The sequence below is a fragment of the Streptomyces capoamus genome, from assembly GCF_014654935.1.
Lineage (GTDB): Bacteria > Actinomycetota > Actinomycetes > Streptomycetales > Streptomycetaceae > Streptomyces > Streptomyces capoamus.
On the sequence record NZ_BNBF01000003.1, the window covers coordinates 35130 to 57395 of the forward strand.

Below are 22266 nucleotides of genomic sequence, written 5' to 3' on the forward strand. Positions count from 1 at the left end.
GTCACCAAGACCGCCGTCGTGCACGCGGCGGCCTGGAAGGAGACGTTCGACGCGTTCCTGCGCGACTTCGACGGCGAGCAGGGACGCCCGTTCGACGCGTCCGCCGACTACGACGAGTACGTCGACGGCCGCCCCCGCGCCGACGGCGTCCGTTCCTTCCTGGCCTCCCGCGGCATCCGGCTGCCCGAGGGCGATCCCGGGGACCCCCCGGACGCCCGGACCGTCCACGGCCTGGGCAACCGCAAGAACGAGCTGCTGCTGGAGAAGATCCGCACCGGGGGAGTGGAGGCCTACGAGGGCACCCTGCGGTACCTGGAGGCGGTCCGCGCCGCGGGGCTGCGCACCGCGATCGTCTCCGCCAGCGCCAACTGCCAGGACGTGCTCCGCTCCATCGACGCCGAGCACTTCTTCGACGTACGCATCGACGGCGTGGTGGCCGCCGAGCGGAACCTGCCGGGCAAGCCGCACCCCGACCCCTTCCTCGCCGCCGCCCGCGACCTGGGCGTCGAGCCGTCCCGCGCGGCCGTCTTCGAGGACGCGCTGGCCGGCATGGACGCGGGCCGCGCCGGCGACTTCGGGTACGTCGTCGGCGTGGACCGGGTCGGCCAGACCGACGCGCTGTACGCGCACGGCGCCGACACCGTCGTGAAGGACCTCGCCGACCTGGGAGGCGCGCAGTGATCACCGACCGCTCGTACGCCGTCGAGCCGTGGACCGTCCGCGAGACCGCCCTCGACCTCGACGTCCTCGCCCAGAGCGAGTCGGTGTTCGCCCTGTCCAACGGGCACGTCGGCTGGCGCGGCAACCTCGACGAGGGCGAACCCCACGGCCTGCCCGGCAGCTACCTCAACGGCGTCCACGAGGTGCACCCGCTGCCGTACGCGGAGGCCGGCTACGGCTACCCGGAGTCCGGGCAGACCGTCATCGACGTCACCAACGGCAAGATCGTGCGCCTGCTCGTGGACGACGAGCCGTTCGACCTGCGCTACGGCCGCCTCGTCTCCCACGAACGGGTCCTGGACCTGCGCCGCGGGGTGCTGGAGAGGACCTGCGAGTGGACGTCGCCGGCCGGCTCGACGGTCCGGGTGCGCTCCACCCGGCTGGTGTCGCTGACCCAGCGGGCGGTGGCCGCCGTCGCCTACGAGGTGGAGGCCGTCGGCAGCCGCAGCCGGGTGGTGATCCAGTCCGAGCTGGTCGCCAACGAGAGCCTGCCCGAGCCGGACGGCGACCCGCGCGCCGCCCGGGCGCTGAAGTCCCCGCTGGAGCAGGAGGACCACTTCGCCTCCGGCACCCGGCTGCGGCTGGTCCACCGCACCAAGCGCAGCGGCCTGCGGGTCGCCGTGGCCGCCGACCACACCGTCACCGGCCCCGAACGCACCACCACCCGCAGCGAGAGCGGTATCGACGTGGCCCGGCTGACCGTCACCTCCGTCCTGGAGCCCGGGCAGACGCTGCGCGTGGAGAAACTGGTCGCGCACGGCTGGTCCGGCACCCGGTCGCTGCCCGCCATGGCCGACCAGGTCGACGCCGCGCTCGCCGCCGCCGGCCACGACGGCTGGCAGGGTCTGCTGGACGACCAGCGGGGCTGCCTGGACGACTTCTGGGCCCGCGCCGATGTCGAGGTGGAGGGCGACGAGGAGATCCAGCAGGCCGTCCGGTTCGCGCTCTTCCACGTGCTGCAGGCCGGCGCCCGCGCGGAGCGGCGGGCCATCCCGGCGAAGGGGCTCACCGGCTCCGGCTACGACGGGCACGCCTTCTGGGACACGGAGATGTTCGTGCTGCCCGTGCTCACCCACACCGCGCCCCGGGCCGTCGCCGAGGCGCTGCGCTGGCGGTACGGCACCCTGGACGAGGCGCGCGAGCGCGCGGCCCAGCTGGGTCTCGCCGGGGCCGCGTTCCCCTGGCGGACCATCGCCGGCCCGGAGGGCTCCGCGTACTGGCCGGCCGGCACCGCCGCCTTCCACGTGAACGCCGGCATAGCCGACGCCGTCGTCCGGTACGTCGAGGCCACCGGCGACACCGCCTTCGAACGGGAGACCGGCGTGGAGCTGCTGGTGGAGACCGCCCGGCTGTGGCGGTCGCTGGGCCACCACGACCGGCACGGCGTCTTCCACCTCGACGGCGTCACCGGCCCCGACGAGTACAGCGCGGTCGCCGACGACAACACGTACACCAACCTGATGGCCCGGCAGAACCTGCTGGCCGCGGCCGACGCCGTGGAGCGCCATCCGCGCGAGGCGCGGCGGCTCGGCGTGGACGAGGAGGAGAGCGCGGCCTGGCGGGACGCCGCCGAGGCCATGCACGTCCCCTACAACGACGAGCTCGGCGTCCACGAACAGCACGCCGGGTTCACCCGCTACCAGCGCTGGGACTTCGAGGGCACCCGCGCCGACCAGTACCCGCTGCTGCTCCACTTCCCCTACTTCGACCTCTACCGCAAGCAGGTCGTCAAGCAGGCCGACCTGGTGCTGGCCATGTACACCTGCGACGACTGGTTCGAGCAGCGGTACGACGAGGAGCAGATCGCCCGGAACTTCGCCTACTACGAGCCGCTGACCGTCCGCGACTCCTCCCTGTCCGCCTGCTGCCAGGCCGTCATGGCGGCCCGCACGGGCCATCTGGACCTCGCCTACGCCTACACGTCCGAGGCCGCCCTGATGGACCTCCAGGACCTGGAGCACAACACCCGCGACGGGCTGCACATCGCCTCGCTCGCAGGTACCTGGATGGCGCTCGTCGCGGGCTTCGGCGGGATGCGCCACGACGGCGAGCGGCTGCGGTTCGCGCCGCGCCTGCCCGAGCGGCTGCGCCGGCTGGCCTTCCACCTGGAGTTCCGCGGACGCCGGCTGCGCGTGGACATCGGCGCGGACAAGGTGACGTACGCGCTGCTGGACGGTCCGCCGCTGCGGCTCAGCCACCACGGCGAGCCGCTCACGGTCAGCACCGACGGGCCGGCCGTGCGGGCCGTCCCGCCGGTGGTCCGCCGCCCCGCCCCCGGACAGCCACCGCACCGCGCCCCGAACACCGGCTGAACCCGCCGGCCGGCCCGGCACCGGGAGGCGGTCAGCCGAGCATGCCGGAGAGCAGTGCCAGCAGGTCACCGGTCGCGTCGGCGGCGAGCAGGGCCGGGAGGGCACCGAGGGCGAGGACGGCCAGCGCGGCGGACCACAGACAGGGCAGCGGGCCGGTCTGCAGGGCCGCGATCCGGCGGGTGACGGCCCGGTCGGTGAACTGCAGCGCGCAGGCCGTGCCCGTCCGGCCCGCGCTCAGCGCGGCCCGGGCCAGCGCCCGCGCGGTCGCCCGCCGGTCCCCGACCGCGGCCGCCGCCCGCTCGTCGGCCCACCGCTCCACCAGGAAGACGACCGCCGTGCGCACCGGTCCCAGCAGCGGGTCGGCCGCCGCGGCGAGCGTCACCGCCGTCACCAACAGCCCGTGCCGGTGGTGCAGATGGGCCCGCTCGTGGGCGAGCAGCACCCGCCGTTCGGCGGGCGCCAGCGCGCGCAGCATCGCCGAGGTGACCAGGATCCGGCCCGGCCGGCCCGGGATCGCGAACGCCCGCGGCACCTCGCAGGCGGCGACGATCAGCTCGGTGCCGGCCGGCTGTCCCGCGGTGAGCCGCCGCAGCGCGCTGCGCGCGTTCCGCTCGGCCCGCACGGCCCGGCGCAGCCGGACGGCGACGACCACCAGCGCCAGGCAGGCGGCGAACCCGATCGCCCCGGGCACCGGATCGGTGACCGGACGGCCGTCCGCCCGGGCCTCGCGCACCAGCGGCGGCACGTCCCCCAGCAGCGCGGCGGCCAGCAGGACGAGCGACCACACGGTGGCCGCCGCCGTCAGCACGGCGGCCGGGGCCAGCACGCGCGCGGCGAGCGCCGGCTCGGCCCGCCGCGCGAGCACGCCGGCGAGTGCCGACAGCAGCACTGACAGCACCAGCGGGGCGTACACGGCGAACCTCATGGCCCGTTCCTCACACGTCGCGTCGGCTCATGGGACGCCCCTCACGCGCCGTCCCCGGCGAGCAGCTCGCGCAGCGCCCGCTCCTCCTCGGCGCTCAGCCCGGTCACGAACTGCTGGAGCGCGGCGATCGGATCCGGCCCCCGGTCCAGGGCTTCGTGCATCGCCTCGGCGGTCAGCTCGGCCGCGTTCTTGGCCGGCCGGTACGCGCCGCGCCGCCCGTCGGCGTCCCGCAGCACCAACCCTTTGTCGTACAGCCGTTTGAGGATCGTGTGGACCGTGTTGTAGGCGAGCCCGCCGCCGATTCCGTGCTGGATCTCCGCCGGGGTCAGCGGTCGCTCGGTGGCCCAGAGCGCGGCCAGCACCTCGCTCTCCAGCGCCCCGGCGCTGCGCCGCTCCGCCCTGCCGCGGGACCCTCTGCCAGCCATGCCCCAACCTTACAGCGCGTAGGGCCGTCGGCCGGATGGCCCCGTCGGCCGGGCAGCGCCGTGCGGTGCGGGTTAGGTTGGGCCGTGTTCCCCGGCCCCCGCCCTCGGCCCTACAGGCCGTAGGGTGACGGTGGGCCCTACGACCCGTAGGGAACAGAGGGGTGGTCATGGCCGGCAGCGCGCACGCGACAGTCGACACGGCGAGCCGCGCGCGTGCGCGTGGGCGGCGCCCACCCGCCGGAGCCGCACGCACCGGCTGGCCGCCGGCAGCCGTGGCCGCCGCCTTCACCCTGGCCCAACTCCTGCTGGTCCGGCCGGGCATGGGCCTCGGCTGGGACGAGACGGTCTACGTCAGCCAGGTCAGCGGACACGCCCCCGCCTCCTACTTCAGCGCGCCCCGCGCGCGAGGCATCTCCCTGCTGGTCGCCCCCGTCGCCAGCTGGTCGTCGTCCACCCCCCTGCTGCGGGTCTACCTCGCCCTCCTCTCCGGGCTCGCCCTGTTCCTGGCCCTGCGGGCCTGGCGCGGACTGTTCCCCGTCCGCGTCCTCGCCCTCGGCGGCGCCCTGTTCGCCTCCCTGTGGGTGACCCTCTTCTACGGCCCCCAGGCCATGCCCAACTACTGGGTCGCCGTCGGCGCCCTGGCCGCGACCGGCTGCTTCCTGCGTGCCCGCACCCGGCCCCGCGCCCTGTGGGGGCTCGCGGGCAGCGCGGCGCTCATGGCGTGGATGCGGCCGGTGGACGCGGTCTGGGCCACCCTGCCCCTGCTCGCCCTCGGCCTGGCGCGCCACCGCCGGCGCGCCCTGCTCGTCCTGCTCACCGGGCTGGCCGCCGGCGCCGCCGAATGGGTGGTCGAGGCGTATGCCGACTACGGCGGCCTGGCACGCCGACTGTCCGACGGCTCGGCGATCCAGGGCGGCCTCGGCTGGCACTTCGCGGTCGTGGACCAGCTGCGCAGTCTCGGCGGGCGCACCCTGTGCCGGCCCTGCACCGGCGCCCTGCCGCACCCGCTGCTCACCCTCTGGTGGTTCACCCTGCCGCTGCTCGCCGGGCTCGCCCTGGCCGTGGCCGTCCGCACCCGGCGCACGACGGCCACCGCGCTGCCGCTCGGCTGCGCGGCGAGCGCCGCCTTCCCCTACCTCTTCCTGATCGGCTACGCGGCCCCCCGCTTCCTGCTGCCCGCCTACGCCCTGCTCGCCCTGCCGGTCGCGGACGCCCTGCTGCACCTGATGACGGCCGACCCCCGGTCCCCCCGCCGGGCCCGGCGCCCCGCCCGCCGCACCGCCCCGCTCCTGGCCCCGCACCTGCCCCGGCGCTCGGCCCTGACCCCGGTCTCGCCCCGGTCCTCCCGGCCGGTCGTCGTGGTGCTGGTCTGCGCCGGGCTCGCCGCCCACCTCGCGGTACAGCTCGCCGTCCTCCTGCACACGGTGGGCAGCACCACCGCCGCCCACCGGGAGTGGGCGCGCACCGCGGACGAGCTGCGCCGCAGCGGTGTGCGGCCGCCCTGTCTGGTCGCCGGCCACGAAGCCCTGCCGATCGCGTTCGCCGCCGGCTGCGGCTCGGCCGCGACGGCCGGGCCCAACGCCAACACCACCGAGGACGGCATCGCCGCGACCGCGCGCCGGACACCGGTCGCCGTGCTGGTACCGTCCGGGTCCGCGCCGCCCCGCTACGCCCGCGGCTGGCCGTCCGTCCCCGCCGGCACGGTCCGGATCTACTACGCCGTCCCGGGCGCCGGCTCATGACGGCCCCCGCCGAACTGTCCACCCCCCTCGGCCGCCGGCACGCCCGCTGGCAGGCCGGCGTCTGCCTCGCGGTGCTCCTCGGCGCGGTCTACCTGGCCCGCCGCCACTGGCCGGCCGTCGAGAGCGGGGCCGGGCGGCTGGCGGTCGCCGACCAGGGCTGGCTGCTGGTCGGCGCGGCGGCGGCGCTGGGCACCTGGGCGGCCTCGGCGCTCGCCCAGCAGGGCGCCGTCGTCCCGCGGCTGCCCGGACCGGGGCTGCTCGCGGCCCAGTTCGCCGCCTCCGCCGCCAACCACCTGCTGCCGGCGGGGCTCGGCGCGGGCGCGGTCAACCTGCGGTTCCTGATGCGCTGCGGGCTGCCGGCCGGACGCTCGGCCGGCGCGCTCGCCGTCAAGGCCACCGCCGGCGCCACCGCCCGCCTCACGCTGATCGCCCTGCTCGCCCCGGCCTGCCCGGGCCTGCTGCGGCTGCCGCACATCCCCCCGACGGCGGTCGCCGTCGCCCTGGCCGTCGCCGTCCTCGCGGCGGCCCTGCTCGCCAGCCCCCTGTGGCCGCGCTGCCGGCGGGCGTTCGCCGCCGTCCTGGCCGACATCCGCGCGGTGCACGCCTGTCCGGCCCGCGCGGCGGCCCTGTGGGGCGGCTCCGTGGCCTTCGCCCTGCTGCACGCCCTCGTCCTCATCGCCGTCACCCGGGCCGTCGGCCTGCCCCTCGCCCCGCTCCAGGTCGCCCTGCTGTACCTCGCGGCGAGCAGCGCCGCCGCCCTGCTGCCCACACCGGGCGGCCTCGGCTCGCTGGACGCCGCGCTGGCCTTCGCGCTCACCGCCGCCGGCACCCCCGGCCCCGCCGCCGCGTCCGCGGTGCTCGGATACCGGCTGCTGACCGTGTGGCTGCCCCTGCTCCCCGGTCTGCTGGTGCTCGGGGTGCTGCTGCGCCGCAAAGCCCTGTGAACGGCGCGGGACGCTTTCCCCGCTCATGGGAAAGGCCTGCCGCGCCTTTTACTGCACATAAGTTGCAGGTACGGAATCATGGCGCGAGGTGGTGCGGCGCACCCGCGCCACCGAGGGAGACACCCCGTGACGGCCGCCTCTGATCCGCCCCGTCCCTCCCCGCCCGGACCGGGGCTCCGCGCCCGGCCCGGCACCGCGTCCGCGGCTCCGTGACGCGGCAGGAGCGGATCAGGGTCGGCGGGAGCGGCACTACTCCTACGACGCCGACCACAGTGCGGCGGTCGACAACACCCTCCACCACGGCTGCGACCTGGCCGGGCGGTCCGCGGACCGATCCGTACGGTCGTCGGCGGGGTTAATGATCCGGCCACGGGAAACGCGGACCAGGACCGTGCGAGAACCCCCTGGAGGAGGCGACCATGAGCGACCAGCAGTCCGAGCAGAGCCCCATGGCGGACGACGTCTACCAGCCCACCGGCACAAATGAGGAACAGGAGGACGCCGGGCCCCTGGACCTGCAGGACGCGGTCGGCGAACGCACCTACGACGACATGCTCGACGAGGGCTACTCCCCGCCCGAACGCCCCCTGGGCGTCACCCGGCACGGCATCACCGCCGCAGAGCAGCATGACGGGGAGACCCTCGACGAACGGCTCGGCCAGGAGGTCCCGGACGTGACCGCACCGCCCGGCGACGACATCGGCGACCTCCCCGGCGGCGAGGGCGAGCCCGTCGACCCCGAGGCCGGCGACTCCCGCGCCGGCCGCCTGGTCGCCCCGGACGAGGGCGCCCACACCGACACCACCAAGGAAGAGGTCGCCCGGGACGTGGGCATCGACGGGGGAGCGGCCGGTGCGGAGGAGGCGGCGATGCACGTGGTCCCGGACGAGACGGAACTGCCGGAATGACCCCGTGGGCCCACGACGCGCGGGGACGCACAGGCTCCCGCGGGCCCCGGCCCTCACCGCCTCCCGTCGACGGCCGGAACAGTCCCGCCGGGCGGGACACACGGCGCCGGCCGGGCGCGGATGCGCCCGGCCGGTTCCCCGTTCGTGTACGTGACGTCCCCGGAACGCCCTAGGGCAGCAGCTTCTCGATGGCTGCCGTGCCCTCCGACTCCAGCTTGCGACGCGCCCAGTCGAGGGTCTTCGGTGTGACGTCCCTGCCCGCCGCCATCACCAGGTCCTCCGGGGTGACGTCCCCGGGGGGCGCGGAGTGGAGCAGGGCGTCCGGGGTGCAGACGTCGTCCGACGAACGGGACTCTTCGGGTGTGGATGTCGACATGATGCCTCCTCCTCGGTCCGGATGACCGCATCCGTGCCGGTGCCTCCGAACGGAGCACACTCTCACCATTCCCCTCCCCGGCACAGCCTGCATCCCCAGACGCCCCGGAAAAGGGTGAGGGGCGCCTTCCCCGGGTCGCACCGGACCACTCCTCCTTAAGCTGGGAAGCACCCGAAAGCGGGAAAGTTTCCGCATACCGGACCATTCCTTCACCCGGGAGGCCGCAGATGGCCGAGACGCCGTATCCCGAGGACGCCCCCCGTCGCTCCCGCTACCTGCCCATCGCCGAGCACGGGCTCATCGGCGACCTGCGCACGGTGGCCCTGGTCGGCAGCAACGGCACGATCGACTGGTACTGCTGCCCGGCCTTCGACGCCCCCAGCGTCTTCGCGGCCATCCTGGACGCCGAGCGCGGCGGCAGCTTCGAACTGGCCGCCGCCGTACCCGCCCGTACCAAGCAGTTCTACTTCCCCGACACCAATGTGCTGATCACCCGGTTCTTCACCGAGGACGGCGTCGGCGAGGTGCAGGACTTCATGCCGGTCGTCGCGGAGGCCCCCGAGGAGGCCGGCCGGCACCGGCTGATCCGGCGCGTGGTGTGCGTCCGCGGCACCGTGCCGTTCCGGGTGCTGGTCGCCCCCCGCTTCGGCTACGGCGCCGTGCCGCACACCGTGCGCAACGTGGACGGCCTGGTCCTGTTCGAGTCGCCCGCCCGGTCGCTGGCGCTCACCTCGACCGTCGTCCTGGAGTGCGACGCCCGCGACGCCCGTGCCGACTTCAAGCTGAGCGAGGGCGAGTCCGCGGTGTTCGCCCTCGACCAGGTCGACGGCGCGGTGGCCCCGCGCGGCTGCGCCCACATCGAGGCGGAGCACGAGTTCAACGCCACGGTCGCCTACTGGCGGCGCTGGCTGCACCAGTCCCGCTACCGGGGCCGCTGGCGCGAGATGGTGCACCGCTCCGCGCTCACCCTCAAGCTCCTCACCTACGCGCCCACCGGCGCCATCATCGCCGCCCCCACCACCAGCCTGCCCGAACAGCTCGGCGGCGAGCGCAACTGGGACTACCGGTACGTGTGGGTGCGGGACGCCGCCTTCGCCGTCTACGCGCTGCTGCGGCTCGGCTTCAGCGGCGAGGCGGAGGCGTTCATGCGGTTCCTGACCACGCACATCAGCCCCGGCTGCGGCGACGGCTCCGGTCCGCTGCAGATCATGTACGGCATCGACGGCCGCGCCGACCTGCCCGAACGCGAGCTGCCGCACCTGGAGGGCCACCAGGGCTCGGCACCCGTCCGGGTCGGCAACGCCGCCGCCGGCCAGCTCCAGCTCGACATCTACGGGGCGCTGATCGACTCCATCTACCTGTACGACAAGTGGGCCCAGCCCATCTCCAGCGGTCAGTGGGACGACGTCTGCCACCTGGTCGACTGGGTCTGCGACCACTGGGACCAGCCCGACGAGGGGGTGTGGGAGACGCGCGGCGGGCGGAAGGACTTCCTGTACTCGCGGCTGATGTGCTGGGTCGCGATCGAGCGCGCCATCCGCCTCGCCACCCACCGGGGCCTGCCGGCCGACCACCGGCGCTGGCGCCAGGCCCGCGACACCATCTACCGGCGCATCATGGACCGCGGCTGGTCGCGGCGCCGGAACGCCTTCGTGCAGTACGAGGGCGGCGACGTCCTGGACGCCTCCTTGCTGATGATGCCCCTCGCCAAGTTCATCGCCCCCACCGACCCCAAGTGGCTGTCCACCCTGGACGCCCTCACCGAGGACCTCGTCTCCGACTCCCTCGTCTACCGCTACGACCCGCAGGCCAGCCCCGACGGCCTGCGCGGCGACGAGGGCACCTTCTCCATCTGCTCGTTCTGGTACGTCGAGGCGCTCGTGCGGGCCGGCCGGCTCGACGAGGCCCGGCTGGCCTTCGAGAAGATGCTCACCTACGCCAACCACCTCGGCCTGTACGCCGAGGAGATCGGCCGCACCGGCGAACAGCAGGGCAACTTCCCGCAGGCGTTCACCCATCTGTCCCTGATCAGCGCCGCCGTCAACCTGGACCGCGCCCTCGGGTAGGGGCGGCCCGGGGCCGGCGGTGTGTGCGCAGGTCGCACGGGTACCCGGGGCGTCCGTAAGCGGAAGCGACACGGGGTCCACAGAAGCCACAGAAGGAGGAGAGCCCGGATGACCAGCAGCAGCGAGACCGGCGACGTCACCGGCACCCGCGACAAGGACTACAACCTCATCTGGTACGTCGAGGCGTGCCTGAACAACGCCCTGCGCCTGGAGCAGTACGTCCAGGACGCCGAACGCGACGGGGACGACGAGGTCGCGGACCTGTTCCGCAAGGCCCAGGCCGACAGCCGCAAGGGCGCCGAACTGGGCAAGCAGTTGCTGCGCTCGCGGCTGAGCGGCGACTGACCGCCGCCCCGCCCGGGCGCACCGGGAACCCGCGAGGGGCCCGGCGGGCCCGGGCGGCGGCGCGGACCTCAGGGCAGCGGCTGCTCCGCCCAGATCACCTTGCCGTCCGGGGTGTACCGGGTGCCCCAGCGTTCGGCGAGCTGCGCGACGAGGAACAGGCCCCGGCCGCCCTCGTCGGTGCTCGCCGCGTACCGCAGGTGCGGCGAGGTCGTGCTGCTGTCGGAGACCTCGCAGATCAGCATGCGGTCCCGCAGCAGCCGGACGCCGATCGGGTCCCGCCCGTACCGGATGGCGTTCGTGACCAGCTCGCTGAGGATCAGCTCCGTCGTGAACGCCAGCTCCTCCAGGCCCCAATCGGCCAGCCGCCGGGTCACCGAGGCCCGTAGCTCCGACACGGCCGCCGGGTCGGACGGCACCTCCCACTGCGCGACCCGGTCCCCGCCCAGCACCCGGGTGCGGGCCACGATCAGCGCCACGTCGTCGCTCGGCCGGGACGGCAGCCGGTCCAGCACGGTGCGGCAGGTGTCCTCGGGCGAGGCGCCCGGCGTCCGCAGCAGGGCGTCGCGCAGCAGGTCCAGCCCCTCGTCGATGTCCCGTTCCCGGTCCTCCACCAGACCGTCGGTGTAGAGCACCAGCCGGCTGTCCTCCGCCAGCTGCAGCTCGGCCGTCTCGAACGGCAGCCCGCCCAGGCCCAGCGGCGGACCCGCGGGCACCTCCGGGAACTCCACGGAGCCGTCCGGGTGCACCAGCGCGGGCGGTGGGTGCCCGGCCCGGGCCAGGGCGCACCGCCGGGACACCGGGTCGTAGATCGCGTACAGGCAGGTCGCGCCCGTCACCACCGCCCCGCCGGCCGCCGGGGTCTCGTCCTGGTCGAGGCGGCCGACCAGCTCGTCCAGCAGGCCGAGGAGTTCGTCCGGGGGCAGGTCGAGCGAGGAGAAGTTGTGTACGGCCGTGCGCAGCCGGCCCATGGTCGCCGCCGCGTGCAGCCCGTGCCCCACGACGTCCCCGACGACGAGGGCCACCCGGGAACCGGACAGCGGCAGGACGTCGAACCAGTCACCGCCCACGCCGGACTGCGCCGGCAGGTAGCGGTAGGCGAGGTCCAGGGCGCCCTGCTCGGGCAGCTTGCGCGGCAGCAGGCTGCGCTGCAGGGTGACCGCCATGCTGTGCTCGCGGGTGTACCGGCGGGCGTTGTCGATCGATACCGCGGCCCGCGCCACCAGCTCCTCGGCGAGCGCCAGTTCCTCGGAGTCGAACGGCTGCGGTTTCTCCGCGCGCCAGAAGTTGGCCACGCCCAGCACCAGACTGCCCGCGCGCAGCGGCACGGTGATCAGCGAGTGGATGCCGTACGCCAGCACCTGGTCGGTGCGCTCCAGGTCCTGTGCCCGCCAGCCGGCCTCGTCGCGCAGCCGCTCAACCACGACCGACTGACCGGTCGTCAGCGCACGGGCCTGCGGCGAGGTGGCCACGAACCGGATCCGCTCGCCGACCGGGTACAGCGGGAACTCCTTGCGGATGCTCGCGCAGGCCGTGCGCCGCAGCGCCGTCCCCGGCCGCGGCTCCTCCCCGTTCAGCACCGCGTCGAACAGGTCCACCGTGGCGAAGTCCGCGAACCGGGGCACCGCCAGCTCCGACAGTTCCTCCGCGGTGCGGGTCACGTCCAGGCTGGTGCCGATGCCGACCCCGGCGTCGTACAGCATGTTCAGCCGTTCCCGGGCCACGTCCGCGCGCCCCGTCAGGGCGCGCAGCTCGGTGGAGTCGCGCAGCGTGGTGACGCTGCCGGGCGGACCGCCGCGCAGGTCGGTGGGCCGCTGGTTGACCGCCAGCAGGCGGTCCTTGACCAGGTGCACCTCGTCCGTGGCGACCCGGCCCGAGGTCAGCAGCCCGGCCGTCTCGTCGTCCAGGCCCAGCTCCAGCACGTGCCGTCGCTCGGCGTCCGCCGGCAGGTCCAGCAGGCGGTGCGCCTCGTCGTTGGCGAGCAGCAGCCGGCCGTCCCCGCCGACGATCAGCACACCCTCCCGTACCGCGTGCAGCACCGCGTCGTGGTGCTCGTACATCCTGGTCATCTCGTACGGCCCGAGGCCGTGCGTCTGGCGCAGCAGGCGTCTGCTGACCAGTGCCGTGCCCCCGGTGGCCAGCACGAGGGCCGCGGCGGCCGCCGCGAGCAGCAACGGCAGCTGCTGCTCGGCGGCCCCGCCGACGTGCGCCGTGGTGATGCCCGCCGAGACCAGCCCCACCACCGTGCCGGCCGGGTCCTTCACCGGGACCACGACCTGGACCAGCGGACCGATGGTGCCGGTGATGTGTTCGGTGACCGTGCCGCCGGCCACCGCCGGGGCGATCGTGCCGACGAACTTCTTGCCGATGCGGTCGGGTTTGGGATGTGTGTAGCGGATGCCGTCGGTGCTCATCACGACGATGAAGTCCACGCCGGTCGCCTTGCGGGCGGCCTCCGCACGCGGCTGCAGGACGGCCGTGGGGTCCGCGGAGCGCAGGGCGGCGACCGTACCGGGCGCGTGGGCGAAGGTCTCGGCCACGGCGATGGAACGGTTCGTCGCCTCCCGGTCGCTGTCGTGCCGCACCTGCAGCACCTGGGCCACCACCGCCGACACCACCAGCAGCAGCACGATCACCACTTGCAGCAGGAACACCTGACCGGCCACGCTGCGCCCGGTCACCGCCGACCGCAGCACCCCCGGCCGGCTGCCGCCCGGGCCGCGCGGCTGCCGCGGCGGGCGGTGCGGTGCGCGCGGGTGCCCGACGGATCGGGGCGGCCGAGACTCGGGCCGGCCGGGCAGTCGCACCATGAGCCCATGTCTACACTGCCCGGCGCCCTCAGGCGAGACCGTCGGCCGGGCCCCCCGCGGCCGGCCGGCGCGCGGAGGGCGGACGCGGGCGGTCAGCGGCCGGGGACCGCGCGGCGGGCGGCGAGCAGGAGGGCGACGTCGTCGGGGCGGTCGGTGGCGTGCCGGGCGGTGGCGGTGAGCCGGTCGGCGACCCCCGCCAGCGACCGTCCGCCGCGCCGGCCGGCCGCGCCGCCGGCCCGGGCGAGCGCCCGCCGCAGCGCCGTGATGCCCTCGTCGATGTCGGTGCCGGGCCGCTCCACCAGGCCGTCGGTGTACAGGGCGAGGATCGCGTCCGGCTCCAGCAGCAGCTCGGTCACCGGGTACCGGGCGTGCGGGTCCACGCCGAGGACCACACCCCCGGCGATGTCCAGCCTGCGGGTGCGGCCGTCGGGGGCGCGCAGCAGCGGCGGGAGGTGGCCGGCCCGGGCGACCCTGGCCCGGCCGGTGACGGGGTCCAGCCGCAGGTAGCAGCAGCTGGCGAACTGGCCCGGGTCCAGGTCGATCAGCAGGTGGTTGGAGCCGCTCAGCACCTCGTCCGGCGGCCGGTCGCTCAGCGCGAACGCGCGGACCGCGCTGCGCAGCTGGCCCATGGTGGCCGCCGCCTGCACCCCGTGTCCCTGCACGTCGCCGATGACCAGCGCGAGCCCGTCCCCGGCCTCCACCACGTCGTACCAGTCGCCGCCCACGTCCATGCCCTGGGTGCCCGGCAGGTAGCGGCCCGCGGTCTCCACCCGCGGGTGCGCCGACAGCCGCCGCGGCAGCAGCGCCTGCTGCAGACCGCGGGCCAGGGCCGCTTCGTCGTCGTACCGGCGGGCCCGCTCCATCGCGTGCGCGATCAGTCCGGCGAGCGCGGTGAGGACCGTGCGCTCCTCCGTGCTGTAGCTGCGCGGGCGGTCGAAGCCGAGGATGCAGGAGCCGACCGGCCGGCCGGAGGCGATCAGCGGCAGGAAGGCACGCGCCCCCTGCTCCGCGTCGAGCGCGATGCCCGGGTAGGCCGCCGCGATCTGTCCCATGGACTCGAAGAACAGCGGCCGGCCGGTGGTCAGCGTCTCCACCCCGGGCAGGTGGGCGTCGAGGCCGACGCCTTCGAAGGGGGCGAGGAAGCCCTGCGGGAAGCCGGTCTCCCAGGCCAGGTACAGGTGCCGGTCCTGCAGCAGGTAGATGGCCAGCTGCCGGCCGCCGAACGCGGGCAGCAGCTCCTGCATCACCACTTCCGACACCTGCCGTGCGGTCACGGCGTCCGTCAGCGCGATGGCCAGTGCGATCGGCCGGTACAGCGGCGCCATCGCGTGACCGCGGTCCACCGGGTCCGGCGCGCCGTGCTGCTCGGGGGCCGTCCCACGCGTGGTGTCCATGCGGGTGGCCGGGGTGAGCACGCAGGTCAGCAGGTCCGTGCCGGGGTGCACCGACACGGCCAGCCAGTCCCCCTCGGCGGGCTCGTCCCGTTCCCCGGCCGGCCGCCGGGCGTGGAAGTGCACCGGCTCGGGCGAGAGCAGGGCACCGCGCAGATGGTCGTCGTACGGCGGACCGGTCAGCCAGGGCAGGGCCTCCCACAGCGGCCGTCCGAGCAGCGCCTCCCGCGGCCGGCCCGCCAGCCGGGCCGCGGCCGGGTTGACGTACACCATCAGTCCCAGGCGGTCCAGGCAGAACACGCCCTGGGGCAGCAGGTCGGCCGCACTGTCCGCGGAGGCGGCACCGGGATCGAACACCACCCCGTCGACCGCGGGCCCGGCCCCGCCGGTGCCGGCCGGCCACAGGTCCAGCAGGCGCGCGGTGCCGTTCCGGGCACGCAGGCCGAGCGGTGCCTTCGGCACTCTCCCGGCGGCGGCATCGCGCAGCGCGGCCAGGAGCCGGTGCGCGTCGGCCGGGGCCAGGGCCTCCGCGAGCGCCGCCGCCGTCCCCGCGAACTCGCCGGGGAGCAGCCCGAGCAGCGCCAGCAGCCGGTCGTCCGGGTGGACCGCGGACGTCGCCGGGTCCCAGCTGAACCGTCCCACGGCGGCCTGCGCGGGCCGGCTCGCGGGCGGGCGCAGGCACAGCGGCTCCGCGTCCCAGGACACCGCGTTCGCGTTGCCGTCGGCCAGACCGAGCAGCTCGGCGCCCAGGCCGTCGGCCAGCCGGGCGAGCACGCCCCGGTCGAGGAATTCGTCCACGGTGTCGGCCACCGCCGGGTGCAGCACGGTGAGCACGCCGAGCGGCTCGGTGCCGCCCGGCACCGGCATGTGCACGGACCCGAACGGGAAGGGCAGACCGGCCGCGAACTGCGGATAGCGGCGCATCGTCTCGGTGGCGTTCGGGAGGACCACCGGGACGCCGAGCCGGTAGGCGTCGGCGACGGGGAACGGACGGTCGACGTGCAGCCGCCACCAGGGCTTGAACAGCGGGCCGGGCAGTCCCACCAGCACCGACAGGCGCAGCAGGCCCGGAACGCCCGACCGCAGGTACACGCCCGCCACCCGCCCGCCGGCCGCGGTGAGGGCACCGGTCGAGGCGTCCGCCAGCAGCGCGGTCAGCCGGGCCCGTGTACGGACGGCCCGCTCGTCGCTCCCAGCCATCGGCCCTACCTCGTCCCGTGCGCCTCCGGGTGGATGACACAGCAAGAATGCGCCACGAGACGCGCGGAACGCACCTGGGCGGCGGGGACGGCCCGGTGGACGGGCCCCCGCGCGGCCGGTCAGGGCCCGGTCGTCTCCCCGGGCAGCGGCCGGGCGGCGCGCAGGCTGCGCAGGGCCAGGAGCAGGACGCCGATGTCGTCCAGGTAGACCGGGTCGGGCAGCAGGTCGGTGGGCAGCAGCAGGTACGCGACCGCGCCCCAGAACACCCACCGCGGTCCCGTCGGCAGGCCCGCCCGCCGCAGGGTCCGCCGCGTCCGCACCAGTCGTACGAGCAGACCCACCGCGACGGCGAGCAGCACCGCCGCGACGACGGCGGCGGTCACCAGCAGGATCGTGGTCGTGTCCATCCCGGCTCCTCGTCCTGGTCGTGCGCCTACGACAGGTCGCCGTCGGCGGCGGGCTGCGGCTGCTCCCGGCCCTTGGCCGTCAGCCTCAGCTTCTCGAACGTCCGTGTCAGCTGCTGCAACGCGCCCGGGGTCCGCACGGCGGGCCGCTGCTCGGGCAGGGCGGGCGCGGGCACGTCACGGTAGGCGGCCAGCGCCTCCAGTGCCTGCTCCGCGGCCTGCTTGTACAGGTCCCGGGACTTGGTCATGGCCTCCAGGGCCTCCGCGTACATCGCCACCAGCCGCCGCTCGCGCGCCAGCTCCTCCTCGACGGTCAGCAGGGTCCAGTGGTCCCTCAGGTCGGCCAGCGCCTCCCCGAGGCCCTCGGGCAGCGGCCGGGGCAGGGCGGTGAAGTGCCGCAGCGCCGCGACGAGTTCGGCTGGTTCCGAGCCGTCCAGGAAGACGTTGCGCACCCGGTGCTCGCGGCCGTCGTAGTCGTCCGGCGCCGGGTCCGGCGGCAACAGCACGGCGCCGCCACGCGGCACCTCCACGCCGAGGTCCTTCAGCGCCCAGTTGACGGCGCGCAGCTGCTGCGGCGCGGCCCGGTGCTCCACCACGCGGTGCCGCAGGCCGGGCGGCAGCAGCCGCGCCAGCGGCAGCCGGCCCCGTTCGTCCGGCGTCATGGCCTCGTGGACGACGACGTGCGCGCACCAGGCGTCCCGGGCCGCGTCCCGCAGCCGGCGCCGCATCTCCTTGTCGTCCTCGGGCAGCGCGTTGGCCTGCCGCAGGCGCAGGCCGGCGACCGTGGGGTGGTGGTCCCAGGCGCCCTCCTCGCCCTCGTCCGAGCCGTCCTCGGGCCAGAACAGGGCGGCGGGCGAGGGCCACGCGTCGTCCCACGGCCGTTCCGCCTCCGCGACGAGCCGCCACTCGTGGCCCGGTGTCCGGCCCGGAGCCGGTACGAGGGTCAGCCGGGCCCGCACGGTCACCGTGCCGCCGGCCCGCCAGCGCGCCTCGAAGACCCGCCGGTCCGGGTCGTCGCCCGCGGGCGGTTCGGCGAGGTCGGCGAAGTCGTCGATGTTCCCGCTGTCCTTGTGCCGGCGCAGGGTACGGCGGAGGACCTCCTCGGGTGCGGGACCGGTGTGGCGGCCCCGGGCCGCCCAGAGGGTCTGCGGAATGGTGGCGCGGTCGGTGGCGGAGTTCGACATGGGCCAATCTGCTGATGGGGGCGGGTGTGCTCCCAGTATCACCGTTCGGCGGCGCGACACGGCGGCCGGGGCCCGGCCCCGCGCGTCGCCCGGGGGTGCGGCCGGCGCACGGGGTGCGCTCCGTACGCCCGGGGTGTGCGCGGTGCGCGTCAGGTGAGAGCGGTTCACCCGTGTCCGGCTGCCCCGGACGGCGCCCACCATGTCCGGCGAACGGGGTCCGTCCGTCCATCCGCTCAGGGACGGGCCCCGCTCGCCCCTCGATATATATCGGCTGCCGATATATCCTGGCCGCATGACAGCGAAGGGCATGACCCGGGCGGCGTTCTTCGTCCTCACGGCGCTCGCCGACGAGCCCCGGCACGGCTACGGCATCCTGCGCGAGGTGGAGGAGCTCTCCGACGGGGAGGTGCAGTTGCGCGTCGGCACGCTCTACGGCGTGCTGGACCGGCTGACCGCCGACGGCCTCATCGTGCTGGACCGCGAGGAGGTGCAGCAGGGCCGGCTGCGGCGCTACTACCGGCTCACCGACGACGGCGTGGCGGCCCTCGACGCGGAGGCCGAGCGCATGGCCGCCGGCGCCGGCGCCGCCAAGCGGCGCATCGCCGCGGGCCGCCGCGCCGGCCCCCCGGCCCGGCCGGCGGGCGCGGGCCCGGCCGGCCTCGAACCCCCGGCCGCACCCGGACTGGCGGGAGGCTTCGCATGACCACGCTGCTGGAGACCCGCTACCGCACCGTCCTGCGCCTGCTCCCCGCCTACTACCGGCGCGAACGGGAGGAGGAGATGGTCGAGACGTACCTGTGGGACGTCGACCGCGAGGTGCAGGACCAGAGCCGGCCCACGTTCGGCGAGGTGGCCAGCATCGCCGCCCTCGCCGTGCGCTGCCGGCTCGGTGCGCCCGGCGCGCCCCGGCGGTACGCCCTCCTCGGCTCCGGCGTCCGCCTCTTCGCCCTCTCCGCCCTGCTGCTCCAGGCGGCCTCCGCGGTCGTCTCCCCGGTCCTGCAGCTGACCTGGGCGTTCACCCGTGGGGCCAGTGGACGGCGGATGTTCCTCACCGAGTTCACCGGCCGGAGCACGACCGAGACGGTCGTCGCCGTGCTGGCCTGGACGCTGCCCCTGCTGTGGCCCGTGGCCTACTTCGCCCTCGTGCACGACCGCCGCCGCCTGGCCCGGTACGCGGCGCTCGGCGCGGCCCTGCCGGCCCTGTGGCCCCTCATCCGCGCGATCGGCTCGCAGGCCGGGGACGCGGCACCGCCCGGGCTGCCGTGGTACGAGACGTCGGCGGCGCTGCTGGCCTGGCTGCCGGCGCTCGCCCTGTGCGCCGCGTACCACCGCGACGCGCCCGGGGCGCGCCTGCCGGGGGGCTCACCGGGACTGGTGTTCCTGGCCGGGTGCGTGGTGACGGGCGGGTCGCTGGTCCTGCTGCCGGGCGTCGCGGACCTGGTGTGGGCGCCCGCCACCGCGTTCGTCGTGGGGACCGCCGGCTGGCTGGTGTGGCGCGCCCGCGGCAAGGACCGTACGGCTCCCGGGGCCGGCCTCGCCCTGGCCGCGCTGGGACTCCTCCTCCTCGCGGTACGGGTCGCCTCCCTCTATCCCTGGCTGCACGTACCCGGTGCCGCCGCGCTCCTCGGCGGCGGCCTCGGCCAGACGGCGGCCGTGGCCCTGCTGACCCTGGCGCTGGCCGTGGCCGGGGGACGCGACCTCGCCCGCCGCTGACCGGTCCGGCGCCGGTGTCCCGGCCGGCCGTCGTTCCGTGGTTGGCGGCGGTCGGTGCGGGTGCCGGTCGGGTCAGGTACCGCGCGCCACCCGGAGACCCGTCGCCGGCCCCCGGGGGCGGGCGGAGGCGGGAGCTTACGCCCCGCTCTCCCGCAGCATGTCCTCCCGTTCGACGATCTTCACGCGCTCGCGGCCCTCGGGCTCGCCCAGCGCGCGCTCGGCGGCGTCCAGCCTGTACCAGCCCTCCCAGGTGGTGAAGCGGACGTTCCGCTCGGCGAGGAAGGCGTCCACGGCCTCCGGCTCGGGGGCCGACGGGGTGTGCAGCCGGCCACCGGCGTAGTCGTCCAGCAGGTTGGCCACGGTCTCGTTGGCGTCGCCCTTGGTGTGCCCGATCAGACCGATGGGGCCGCGCCGGATCCAGCCGGTGACGTAGGTGGACTGCACGGGGGTGCCGCCCTCCTCGATCACCCGGCCGCCCTCGTCCGGGACGGTGCCGGAGTCGAGGTCCCAGGGCAGCTTGGGCAGCTTCTCGGAGAGGTAGCCGACCGCGCGGTAGACGGCGGTGACGTCCCAGTCCTTGAACTCGCCGGTGCCCTTGACGTTGCCGGTGCCGTCCAGGGCGGTGCGCTCGGTGCGCAGGCCGACGACCTTGCCGTCCTCGCCGAGGATCTCGGACGGCGACTCGAAGAAGTGCAGGAAGAGCTTGTGCGGGCGGTCGCCGGCGTCCCGGATCGCCCAGTTCTCCAGCGTCTTGGCGACCATGTCGGTCTGCTTGTTGCCGCGCCGGGTCTCGATCGAGCCCTCGTCGTAGTCGATGTCCTCCGGGTCGACGATGACCTCGATGTTCGGCGAGTGGTCCAGCTCACGCAGCTCCATCGGGCTGAACTTCGCCTGGGCCGGACCGCGCCGGCCGAAGACGTGGATCTCCACGGCCTTGTTGGCCTTCAGGCCGTCGTAGACGTTCGGCGGGATCTCGGTCGGCAGCAGTTCGTCGGCCGTCTTGGCGAGGATGCGGGCGACGTCCAGGGCGACGTTGCCGACGCCGAGGACGGCGACCTTCTCGGCGTCCAGGGGCCAGGTGCGCGGCACGTCCGGGTGGCCGTCGTACCAGGAGACGAAGTCGGCGGCGCCGTAGGAGCCGTCCAGGTCGATGCCGGGTATGGACAGCTCGCGGTCGGCCGTCGCGCCGGTGGAGAAGATCACCGCGTCGTAGAAGGCGCGCAGGTCGTCCAGGGCGATGTCGGCCGGGTAGTCGACGTTGCCGAAGAGACGGATCTGCGGCTTGTCGAGCACCTGGTGCAGGGCGGTGATGATGCCCTTGATGCGCGGGTGGTCGGGTGCGACGCCGTACCGGATCAGGCCGAACGGGGCGGGCATGCGCTCGAAGAGGTCGATGGACACACCGGGGTCGGCGGCGACCCCGGACTTGAGCAGGGCGTCGGCTGCGTAGATCCCGGCGGGGCCGGCTCCGACGATGGCTACCCGCAGGGCGCGCGGCATGATCGGTTTCCCTTCGAGGCGAAATGGGTGGCGTGATCAAGAAGCCTAAACTAAGGCAGCCCTAAGTAGCTACAAGCGTCCCGTTTATGAGCCCATAAGCCGACCTTATGCCTTGTCCCGGCGAGGCTTATGGGCGGTGCTGTGATCATCGCCGGCCCCGCGTCGACGGCGCGCCCGGCGGCGCCGGGCCCGGCCCCGGTCAGGCCGGCCGTACGATCCGGTGGATCGCCGCCGCGCCGGCGCCGTAGACCGACTCCTCGCCGATGGACGACCCCGGTCCCGGGGCGTGCACCATCATTCCCTCGCCGACGTACAGACCCACGTGGCGGTCGTCGTCGAAGAAGAGGACCAAGTCACCGGGTTCGGCACCGTCGAGCGTGACGGGGGTGCCGGCCAGCGCCTGCTCGTGCGCCGCGCGCGGCAGCGTGACACCGGCCGCCCGCCACGCGGCCTGGGTGAGGCTGGAGCAGTCGTACGACCCCGGTCCCATCGCTCCCCAGACGCATGGCTTGCCGATCTGCTCCCGGGCGAACGCGACGGCCTTCGCGGCCCTGAGGGCACGCGGCGACTCGGGGGCGGGCATGGGCAGGGGGAGTGGGAGGGGACCGGCGGCGGTGGTGGTCACAGGGGTGGGGGCGGGGAAGGCGTAGGACCCGGTGTCGGTGAGGGTGGTGAAGGAGCCGGTGTCGGCCGGCAGGGCGGTGGCGGCGTACCCGACGCCCGTGACGGGCACAGCCGTGGCCGGCGGACTCGGCGCCGTCGGCTGAACGACGGTGCCGGGGAGGCCGGCCGCACCGGTGCGCGTGGACAGCAGGTCGCGCGCCCGCTGAAGTTTCCAGCGGGCGCCGGACTTGGAGACGGTGGGGGAGAGGCGACCGGGTACGGCGGTGCCGGGCAACTCCCTGGGCGACTGGACCGGGGCCTCCGGCACCACCTGGGGCAGGGCTCCCGTCACTGCCGGAGCCGGTGCTTCCATGACCGCCCGACCGGGAACCGTCGTCCCCGCCTGCGCGGGGATACCCATGGCCACCTGGACCGGAGCTGCCGTGGCCGTCTCGACCGGGGTGCCCATCGGCACCCCGGCCGGGGCGTACACGGCCATCGGGGCCGGGGCCACCGTGGCCGCCTGCGCGAGGATTCCCGTGGTCGCCTGGGGGCCCGCGATCCCCGGCACCGTCGCGGCCGGGAACCCTGTCGTCGCCTGCGGCGGGATGCCCGTGGCCACCTGGACCGGAGGTTCCGCCCATGCCCGCGCCGTGGTGGGCGGGGCGACGACTCCCGGGGCGGTCGACAGGGCGGCCGGG

Annotated in this window: 18 protein-coding genes; 9 read left to right on the forward strand and 9 right to left on the reverse strand. The window is 75.2% G+C overall.

What is annotated here, in order from left to right; all coding sequences use genetic code 11:
- Positions 1–681 (forward strand): HAD family hydrolase (locus IE312_RS06075; RefSeq protein ID WP_229899160.1); only part of this gene is annotated, 681 nt, incomplete at its 5' end.
- Positions 678–3032, forward strand: coding sequence for a glycoside hydrolase family 65 protein (locus IE312_RS06080; RefSeq protein ID WP_189979053.1), 2355 nt, complete (start codon positions 678–680; stop codon positions 3030–3032). The genes IE312_RS06075 and IE312_RS06080, both read left to right, overlap by 4 nt.
- A 31-nt stretch (positions 3033–3063) precedes the next feature.
- Here the strand turns inward: IE312_RS06080 and IE312_RS06085 are convergent, their stop codons facing one another.
- Positions 3064–3957 (reverse strand): M48 family metalloprotease, encoded by an 894-nt coding sequence (locus IE312_RS06085; RefSeq protein ID WP_189979055.1) that lies wholly within the window; start codon positions 3955–3957, stop codon positions 3064–3066.
- Positions 3958–3998: 41 nt separating this feature from the next.
- Positions 3999–4382: a BlaI/MecI/CopY family transcriptional regulator gene (locus IE312_RS06090; protein WP_189979057.1), complete on the reverse strand. Its 384-nt coding sequence runs from the start codon at positions 4380–4382 to the stop codon at positions 3999–4001.
- A 167-nt stretch (positions 4383–4549) separates the two neighbouring features.
- Here IE312_RS06090 and IE312_RS06095 point away from each other — a divergent pair, with 167 nt between their 5' ends.
- From IE312_RS06095 to IE312_RS06105, 3 genes are all read left to right on the forward strand, one after another.
- Positions 4550–6124 carry a glycosyltransferase family protein gene (locus tag IE312_RS06095; RefSeq protein WP_189979059.1) on the forward strand — a complete coding sequence of 525 codons (1575 nt, stop codon included), beginning with the start codon at positions 4550–4552 and terminating at the stop codon, positions 6122–6124.
- Positions 6121–7068, forward strand: coding sequence for a lysylphosphatidylglycerol synthase domain-containing protein (locus IE312_RS06100; RefSeq protein ID WP_189979067.1), 948 nt, complete (start codon positions 6121–6123; stop codon positions 7066–7068). Before IE312_RS06095 ends, IE312_RS06100 begins: the two co-directional genes overlap by 4 nt.
- 419 nt (positions 7069–7487) lie before the next feature.
- The gene (locus IE312_RS06105; RefSeq protein WP_189979070.1) at positions 7488–7976 is read left to right on the forward strand and encodes a DUF5709 domain-containing protein; all 489 of its coding nucleotides are present in this window, start codon (positions 7488–7490) and stop codon (positions 7974–7976) included.
- A gap of 169 nt (positions 7977–8145) precedes the next feature.
- On the opposite strand, the gene IE312_RS06110 is transcribed toward IE312_RS06105, so the two are convergent.
- Positions 8146–8352, reverse strand: coding sequence for a hypothetical protein (locus IE312_RS06110; RefSeq protein ID WP_030348373.1), 207 nt, complete (start codon positions 8350–8352; stop codon positions 8146–8148).
- A gap of 227 nt (positions 8353–8579) precedes the next feature.
- On the opposite strand from IE312_RS06110, the gene IE312_RS06115 reads away from it, so the two are divergent.
- Together IE312_RS06115 and IE312_RS06120 are read left to right on the forward strand one after the other, a co-directional pair.
- Positions 8580–10418 (forward strand): glycoside hydrolase family 15 protein, encoded by a 1839-nt coding sequence (locus tag IE312_RS06115; protein WP_189979072.1) that lies wholly within the window; start codon positions 8580–8582, stop codon positions 10416–10418.
- A gap of 108 nt (positions 10419–10526) precedes the next feature.
- The gene (locus IE312_RS06120; RefSeq protein ID WP_189979074.1) at positions 10527–10763 is read left to right on the forward strand and encodes a hypothetical protein; all 237 of its coding nucleotides are present in this window, start codon (positions 10527–10529) and stop codon (positions 10761–10763) included.
- Between the two features lie 68 nt (positions 10764–10831).
- On the opposite strand, the gene IE312_RS06125 is transcribed toward IE312_RS06120, so the two are convergent.
- The 4 genes from IE312_RS06125 to IE312_RS06140 all read right to left on the reverse strand — a co-directional run bounded on the left by IE312_RS06125 (position 10832) and on the right by IE312_RS06140 (position 17749).
- Positions 10832–13570, reverse strand: coding sequence for a SpoIIE family protein phosphatase (locus IE312_RS06125; protein WP_189979076.1), 2739 nt, complete (start codon positions 13568–13570; stop codon positions 10832–10834).
- 92 nt (positions 13571–13662) lie between these two features.
- Entirely contained in the window at positions 13663–16161 is a 2499-nt protein-coding gene (locus IE312_RS06130) for a SpoIIE family protein phosphatase (protein WP_189979078.1), read from the reverse strand.
- Positions 16162–16280: 119 nt separating this feature from the next.
- Positions 16281–16568 carry a DUF1232 domain-containing protein gene (locus tag IE312_RS06135; RefSeq protein ID WP_189979080.1) on the reverse strand — a complete coding sequence of 96 codons (288 nt, stop codon included), beginning with the start codon at positions 16566–16568 and terminating at the stop codon, positions 16281–16283.
- Positions 16569–16594: 26 nt separating this feature from the next.
- Positions 16595–17749, reverse strand: a complete 1155-nt coding sequence (locus IE312_RS06140; RefSeq protein WP_189979082.1) for a hypothetical protein — start codon at positions 17747–17749, stop codon at positions 16595–16597.
- A gap of 307 nt (positions 17750–18056) precedes the next feature.
- Here IE312_RS06140 and IE312_RS06145 point away from each other — a divergent pair, with 307 nt between their 5' ends.
- Together IE312_RS06145 and IE312_RS06150 are read left to right on the forward strand one after the other, a co-directional pair.
- Positions 18057–18452 (forward strand): PadR family transcriptional regulator, encoded by a 396-nt coding sequence (locus tag IE312_RS06145; protein ID WP_189979733.1) that lies wholly within the window; start codon positions 18057–18059, stop codon positions 18450–18452.
- Positions 18449–19462, forward strand: a complete 1014-nt coding sequence (locus IE312_RS06150) for a hypothetical protein (protein WP_189979084.1) — start codon at positions 18449–18451, stop codon at positions 19460–19462. Before IE312_RS06145 ends, IE312_RS06150 begins: the two co-directional genes overlap by 4 nt.
- A gap of 135 nt (positions 19463–19597) precedes the next feature.
- Here IE312_RS06150 and IE312_RS06155 read toward each other — a convergent pair whose 3' ends face one another.
- On the reverse strand, positions 19598–20962 hold the full coding sequence (locus IE312_RS06155) for an FAD-dependent oxidoreductase (RefSeq protein WP_189979086.1): 1365 nt from the start codon (positions 20960–20962) through the stop codon (positions 19598–19600).
- Between the two features lie 199 nt (positions 20963–21161).
- On the reverse strand, positions 21162–22187 hold the full coding sequence (locus IE312_RS06160) for a C40 family peptidase (RefSeq protein WP_229899294.1): 1026 nt from the start codon (positions 22185–22187) through the stop codon (positions 21162–21164).
- Positions 22188–22266: the final 79 nt, after the last annotated feature.

Bases quoted from the DNA above. Each gene is read 5' to 3' on its own strand.
- IE312_RS06085 (WP_189979055.1), bottom strand. From the start codon at position 3,957: ATGAGGTTCGCCGTGTACGCCCCGCTGGTGCTGTCAGTGCTGCTGTCG.
- IE312_RS06090 (WP_189979057.1), bottom strand. From the start codon at position 4,382: ATGGCTGGCAGAGGGTCCCGCGGCAGGGCGGAGCGGCGCAGCGCCGGG.
- IE312_RS06095 (WP_189979059.1), top strand. From the start codon at position 4,550: ATGGCCGGCAGCGCGCACGCGACAGTCGACACGGCGAGCCGCGCGCGT.
- IE312_RS06100 (WP_189979067.1), top strand. From the start codon at position 6,121: ATGACGGCCCCCGCCGAACTGTCCACCCCCCTCGGCCGCCGGCACGCC.
- IE312_RS06105 (WP_189979070.1), top strand. From the start codon at position 7,488: ATGAGCGACCAGCAGTCCGAGCAGAGCCCCATGGCGGACGACGTCTAC.
- IE312_RS06110 (WP_030348373.1), bottom strand. From the start codon at position 8,352: ATGTCGACATCCACACCCGAAGAGTCCCGTTCGTCGGACGACGTCTGC.
- IE312_RS06115 (WP_189979072.1), top strand. From the start codon at position 8,580: ATGGCCGAGACGCCGTATCCCGAGGACGCCCCCCGTCGCTCCCGCTAC.
- IE312_RS06120 (WP_189979074.1), top strand. From the start codon at position 10,527: ATGACCAGCAGCAGCGAGACCGGCGACGTCACCGGCACCCGCGACAAG.
- IE312_RS06125 (WP_189979076.1), bottom strand. From the start codon at position 13,570: ATGGTGCGACTGCCCGGCCGGCCCGAGTCTCGGCCGCCCCGATCCGTC.
- IE312_RS06130 (WP_189979078.1), bottom strand. From the start codon at position 16,161: ATGGCTGGGAGCGACGAGCGGGCCGTCCGTACACGGGCCCGGCTGACC.
- IE312_RS06135 (WP_189979080.1), bottom strand. From the start codon at position 16,568: ATGGACACGACCACGATCCTGCTGGTGACCGCCGCCGTCGTCGCGGCG.
- IE312_RS06140 (WP_189979082.1), bottom strand. From the start codon at position 17,749: ATGTCGAACTCCGCCACCGACCGCGCCACCATTCCGCAGACCCTCTGG.
- IE312_RS06145 (WP_189979733.1), top strand. From the start codon at position 18,057: ATGACCCGGGCGGCGTTCTTCGTCCTCACGGCGCTCGCCGACGAGCCC.
- IE312_RS06150 (WP_189979084.1), top strand. From the start codon at position 18,449: ATGACCACGCTGCTGGAGACCCGCTACCGCACCGTCCTGCGCCTGCTC.
- IE312_RS06155 (WP_189979086.1), bottom strand. From the start codon at position 20,962: ATGCCGCGCGCCCTGCGGGTAGCCATCGTCGGAGCCGGCCCCGCCGGG.